The sequence below is a fragment of the Stenotrophomonas sp. P5_A8 genome, assembly GCF_056400545.1.
This window is the reverse complement of the sequence record NZ_JBFULB010000279.1, coordinates 1-5,126: the sequence shown is the minus strand read 5'-3', so window position 1 is coordinate 5,126 and position 5,126 is coordinate 1. Positions and strand designations below refer to the sequence as shown.

At 68.6% G+C, this 5,126-nt stretch carries 5 protein-coding genes; 1 reads left to right on the top strand and 4 read right to left on the bottom strand.

Annotated features, from left to right (window positions below):
* Positions 1-2,436 (bottom strand): bifunctional lysylphosphatidylglycerol flippase/synthetase MprF (gene mprF / locus AC1DQP_RS16215; RefSeq protein ID WP_478052007.1); only part of this gene is annotated, 2,436 nt, incomplete at its 3' end.
* Positions 2,437-2,632: 196 nt separating this feature from the next.
* Between mprF and AC1DQP_RS16210 the strand changes: the two genes are divergently transcribed.
* Positions 2,633-2,980, top strand: coding sequence for a RidA family protein (locus AC1DQP_RS16210; RefSeq protein ID WP_038687069.1), 348 nt, complete (start codon positions 2,633-2,635; stop codon positions 2,978-2,980).
* Between the two features lie 42 nt (positions 2,981-3,022).
* Here the strand turns inward: AC1DQP_RS16210 and rnfB are convergent, their stop codons facing one another.
* The 3 genes from rnfB to metG all read right to left on the bottom strand — a co-directional run.
* Positions 3,023-3,439 (bottom strand): Rnf electron transport complex subunit RnfB, encoded by a 417-nt coding sequence (rnfB, locus tag AC1DQP_RS16205; RefSeq protein ID WP_478052006.1) that lies wholly within the window; start codon positions 3,437-3,439, stop codon positions 3,023-3,025.
* Positions 3,440-3,464: 25 nt separating this feature from the next.
* A complete protein-coding gene (locus AC1DQP_RS16200; RefSeq protein ID WP_457319402.1) occupies positions 3,465-4,055 on the bottom strand; it encodes an HAD family hydrolase in 591 nt (196 codons plus the stop codon).
* A 60-nt stretch (positions 4,056-4,115) separates the two neighbouring features.
* On the bottom strand, positions 4,116-5,126 hold a 1,011-nt coding region (gene metG / locus AC1DQP_RS16195; protein ID WP_478052005.1), incomplete at its 5' end, for a methionine--tRNA ligase subunit beta.

The following is a 5,126-nucleotide window of genomic DNA, read 5'->3' as shown; positions in this document are numbered from 1 at the left end:
GCGCAGACCGCTGAAGCCGTAGAAACGCTCGCCATGCCGGGCCACGATATTGGCAAAGCGGTTCCAGCGCCCGGCCAGGCGATGCTGGGCCAGTCCCGACAGTGGCGCCATGCCGAGCGAGAACCGGTGGAAGCCGTTGGCGCGGCCCCACAGGAACAGCTCGATGAACAGGAAATCCATGGTGCCCTTGGGCRCATCGTCGATATGTCGCATCAGATCCACCGACAACTCGTGCCCGGCCGGCGCCTGCCACAGGTTGGCGAAGGCGACGATGCGGCCCTCCGCTTCCACCAGCGCCATCGGGAAGCGCACCAGGTAGTCCGGATCGAAGCTGCCCAACGAGAAGCCCTTTTCATCGCCGGCCTTGTCATCCAGCCATTCCTGTGAGATCGCTTCCAGCGCCGGCAGCAGGGCGGGCACCTCGGCCGGGGTGGCCACGCGGAAGCTCAGGCCGCTGCGCTTGCCGCGGTTCCAGGCCTGGCGCAGGTCGGCACGCTCGCGTCCTTCCAGGCCGAAGTCCTGCAACGGCACCATCGCCTCTTCGCCGAGCTTGACCAGGGTCAGGCCGAGGTCGAGGTAGGTCTGCCAATGCGCTTCGCCGACCTGGTAGAACACCGGGCGCAATCCGAGCCGGTCGGCTTCCTCGCGGAAGCGCCAGATCAGTCCGCGCACCACCTCCGGCGGACCGACCGGGTCGCCCATCGCGATCAGCGAGCCGCCGTAGCGCTGCATCATCACAAAGCCGCGCTGGTCGGCATCGCGCAGCACCGCCTTGTCGGCGGTGAGGACCAGGCACGCCTGGGTGTCTTCGGCGGCAGCCAGAATCGGGGCCAGTGCGTCCAGGGTCGGGGCGTCGGCGGCCGGCAGCGGGCTGCGCGTGCTGTGCAGCAGCCGGGCCAGGCCGAAGATGGTCAGCGCGATGGCCACCACCAGCAGCGCCCGCAGCGCACGCGGGGCGTTGCCCTGCAGCGCGAACTGCCACCACAGCTCGTTCTGGTATTCGACGTGGCTGTAGACGAAGAACAGCAGCCAGATCACCGCGACCAGGACCAGGCCGAGATTGCGGATCCACGGCCACGACCAGGCTTCGTCGAGCAGCGCCCCTTGGCGGTAGAACTCACGGCGCGAGGCCCACAGCGCCATCGCCACCAACAGTGCCGACAGCGCGATCAACACCTGGCCGCCGCGCAGCCAGATCGGCAGCGGCGCGATCACGCAGATGCCCAGCGCGAGCATCCAGGCCGCGTGGCTGCGTCGTTGCAGTCCCTGCCCGATCAGCAGCAGGGCCACGCCACCAAGACTGCCGAGCAGGTGCGAGGTTTCCAGGATCGGCAGCGAGGCGTTGACCAGGTGCCGGCGCGGGGTCGGCAGGGTGCCGTCGATGACCAGTGCGGCACCGACGCTGAACACCGCCAGCGCGATGATCTGCGGCAGCCACGGACGCAGCGCGGTCCAGCCGGCGCGGGTGGCCCCGGCGCCGACCCGCAGCGGCTTGCGCATTGCCGGGCCCAGGGCCAGCAGCGTGGCCAGCAGCAGCGGCAGCACGTAATAGGTGACGCGGTAGATCAGCGCGGCGGCCAGCACCGACGCCGGTGCCACCTGTGGCAGCAGCTTGAGCAGGCTCCACTCGAACACGCCCAGCCCGGCCGGCACGCTGGAGATCAACCCGGCCAGCACCGCCACCAGGTACAGGCCGACAAAGCCGGGCAGGCCGGTGGGGGTATCCATCGGCAGCAGCACGTAGAACGCGGCGCTGGCCAGGACCAGTTCCACTACGCTCAGCGCGGTTACGCCAAGCATGGTGCGGCGGTCGGGCAGCCACAGGCTGTGGCCACGGATCTGGAAGGTACGTCCGTCGCGACCGACCAGCAGCAGCGTGCCGAGGTAACCGAGCAGGCCGACAATGCCGAACACGCGCACCGCCTGCACCGACACCGGCAGCGCCAACGCGGCCGCACCCGGTTCGAGGATGAAGGCCAAGGCCAGCAGCAGCCACGCGCCGAACACGAAGCCAAGCGTGCTCATCAGCACCACCTGGCCGATTTCGCCCAGGCTCAGCCCGGCCCCGCCATAGCCGCGCAGGCGCACGGCGCCGCCGGTGAGCGCGGCAAACCCCAGCGTCTGGCCGAGCGTGTGGGCCAGGAAGGCGGTGATGCCCACACGCGCCGGGTGCAACTGCTTGCCGCTGCGACGCAGGCCAATGGCATCGAAACCGATCAGGCAGGCGTAACTGGCCAGGCCGAGCACCACGGTCAGCGCGATCTGGCCGGCACCGAGGTGGCGGAACGCTTCGCGGATGGCGCGGTAGCCGTGTTCGTCGAACTCGTTGGCCAGCCCGCGCAGCGCCAGGGCCAGGATCGCCAGGCTGAAGATGACGGTGGCGGCGCGGCGCCAGGCCAGGCGTGCCGGGGCGGGAGCAGGGGTCGTTTCGGTCATCGGTGTAGCGTGCTCCGTGGGGGGGCGATGAAAGAGTCAAGGCAGGAGGCGGTGCAGGGTGCGGGCGCATCGTGCGCCTGATGCGCACGCTTGCCAAGGGTGCGCGCTGTGCACGCCGTGGCGGCAAGGACACCGGGCACGGACAGGCGCACACCGCATCGGTGACAATGTCCCTTCATCCAGAGGAGAAAGCGCCATGTTGGAACGTTTCGATGTCGGTCCGCGCATGTCCGAAATGACCGTGCACAACAAGGTCGCCTATCTGTCCGGGCAGATTCCCGAAGACACCAGCCAGGACATCACCGGCCAGACCCGGCAGGTGCTGGAAGAGATCGACAAGCTGCTGGCGCTGGTGGCCAGCGACAAGCAGCACGTGTTGCGTGCGGAAGTGTTCCTGGCCGACATCAACGATTTCGCCGGCATGAATGCCGCGTGGGATGAGTGGGTGGTGGCGGGCATGACGCCGGCACGCGCGACGGTGGAGGCCAAGCTGGCCGATCCGAGCTGGAAGGTGGAGATCGTGATCACCGCGGCACTGCCGTAACGGGCCGAATGGCAGCCGGGCATATCGCTCGGCTGCACGGCATCAGCGCGCTGCGATCAGGTCGATGCAATCCACCGGGCACGGTGGAATGCACAGCGCGCAACCGGTGCACAGGTCGGCGATGACGGTGTGCATGTACTTGGCACCGCCGACGATGGCATCCACCGGGCAGGCCTGGATGCACTTGGTGCAGCCGATGCAGTCCGCCTCGATGATCAGCGCCACCTGCGCGGGCGTATATTCGCCCCGGCTGCGGTCGAATGGCACTGCAGGTACACCCAGTACACGCGCCAGTGCCCGCGCGCCGTCATCACCGCCGGGTRGGCAGTGGTCCACGCCGGCCTCGCCGCGGGCCATGGCCTCGGCATAGGGACGGCAACCGTCATAGCCGCATTGACCGCATWGGGTCTGCGGCAGCAGGCGGTCGAGGCGTTCGGTCAGGGACGTTGGGGTGATCATGCGTGGCGTCGGCTGCGCGGGGTCTTCATTTCAAGGGTTTGCCGCGATACCAGCGATCGTGGGCGAGGGCCAGCATCGGACGGTCTTCCGCGCTGTCGCCGTAGGCGTGGATGCGCTGGAAGCGTGACAGGTCGTAGCGCTGGCGGATGTGTTCGACCTTGCGTGGGCCACAGTCGCCATCGGCGTAGCGGCCGGTGAGGCGTCCATCGCGACTTTCCAGACGGTTGCAGATCAGGCCCAGACCAAGCGATTCGCACCACGGGCGCAGGTACAGATCCAGCGAGCCGGACACGATCACCACGGTATGCCGTTGCTGCAGGTGCCAGTGGATCTGTTCCAGCATCTGCGGGCGCACCACGTCAGGCAGCACATCGCGCGCATAGCCGGCGGCCTGGGTGGCGATGTCATCGCTGTGACGGTTGCTGAAGGTCAGGCGGGTGACGCGGGCGCGGATGCGCGCGGCCGATATCAGCTTGAGCCGGTAAGCCAGCAGCCACGGCCCGACTTTCCACCAGGCCTGGGCGAGCTGCTCCGGCGTCGCCACGCGGCGCAGGAAACGGCCGTACGTGTCGCAGGTGGTGACCGTGTGGTCGAAATCGAACAGGGCCAGTTCCAAACCGCAGCTTCCTCCGTGCAGGCCAGCAGGACGGGGCGGCAAGGCCGCCCCTCGTTGCGATCAGCGCACCGGCATGCCGGGCTGGGCGCTGCTGTCGGCATCGAGCAGGGCCAGGTCGCCGCCGTCGAAACCGGCCGAGAGGATCATGCCCTCGCTCAGGCCGAAACGCATCTTGCGCGGGGCCAGGTTGGCGATGAACACCACGCTGCGGCCGACCAGTTTTTCCGGCTCGCCGTAGCTGGCGCGGATGCCGGAGAAGATCTGGCGCTTGCCGAGATCACCGGCGTCCAGTTCGAAGCGCAGCAGCTTGTCCGAGCCTTCGACGAACTCGCAGGCCAGCACCTTGCCGATCCGCAGGTCGAGCTTGGCGAAGTCGTCGATGCCGATATAGGCCGTGCCGTCGGTCGGGGCGGCGGCTACCGCCGGTGCGGGCGCCGGCTTGGCAGGCTTCGCCGGGGCGACGGGGGGTGCGGCGGCGAGGGTGTCTTTGGAGGCGTCGGTCATGGCGTCGATCATTTTCGGGTCGATTCGGGTGAACAGCGGTGCGTACACCGCGATGGTGTGTGCGGTCAGCGGGCGGGCGATGTCGGTCCAGTCCTGCACCGGTGCGGCGAGGAAGGTTTCGGCCTGCGCGGCGGTGGCCGGCAGGATCGGCCGCAGTGCGGTGACCAGCACGCGGAACAGGTTCAAGCCCTGGGTGCAGACCGCCTGCAGCTGCGCGTCGGCGCCGTCCTGCTTGGCGATCACCCACGGCTTCTGGTCGTCGATGTAGCGGTTGGCTTCGTCGGCCAGGGTCATGGTCAGGCGCACGGCGGCGGCCGGGTCGTTGCGCTCGTACGCCTCACGGATCGGGGCGAGGGCGGCGACGAAGCGGTCGTACTGGGCGGCATCGGGCAGGCTGTCGGCCAGGCGGCCATCGAAGCGCTTGCTGATGAAGCCGGCGCAGCGGCTGGCCAGGTTGACGAACTTGCCGACCAGGTCGGCGTTGACGCGCGCGATGAAGTCGCCCAGGTTGAGGTCGAGGTCTTCAACGCCGCCGCCGGACTTGGCGGCGAAGTAGTAGCGCAGCGC

Excerpts from the sequence above, each read along its gene's own strand:
- AC1DQP_RS16210 (WP_038687069.1), top strand. The coding sequence starts at position 2,633 with ATGTTGGAACGTTTCGATGTCGGTCCGCGCATGTCCGAAATGACCGTG.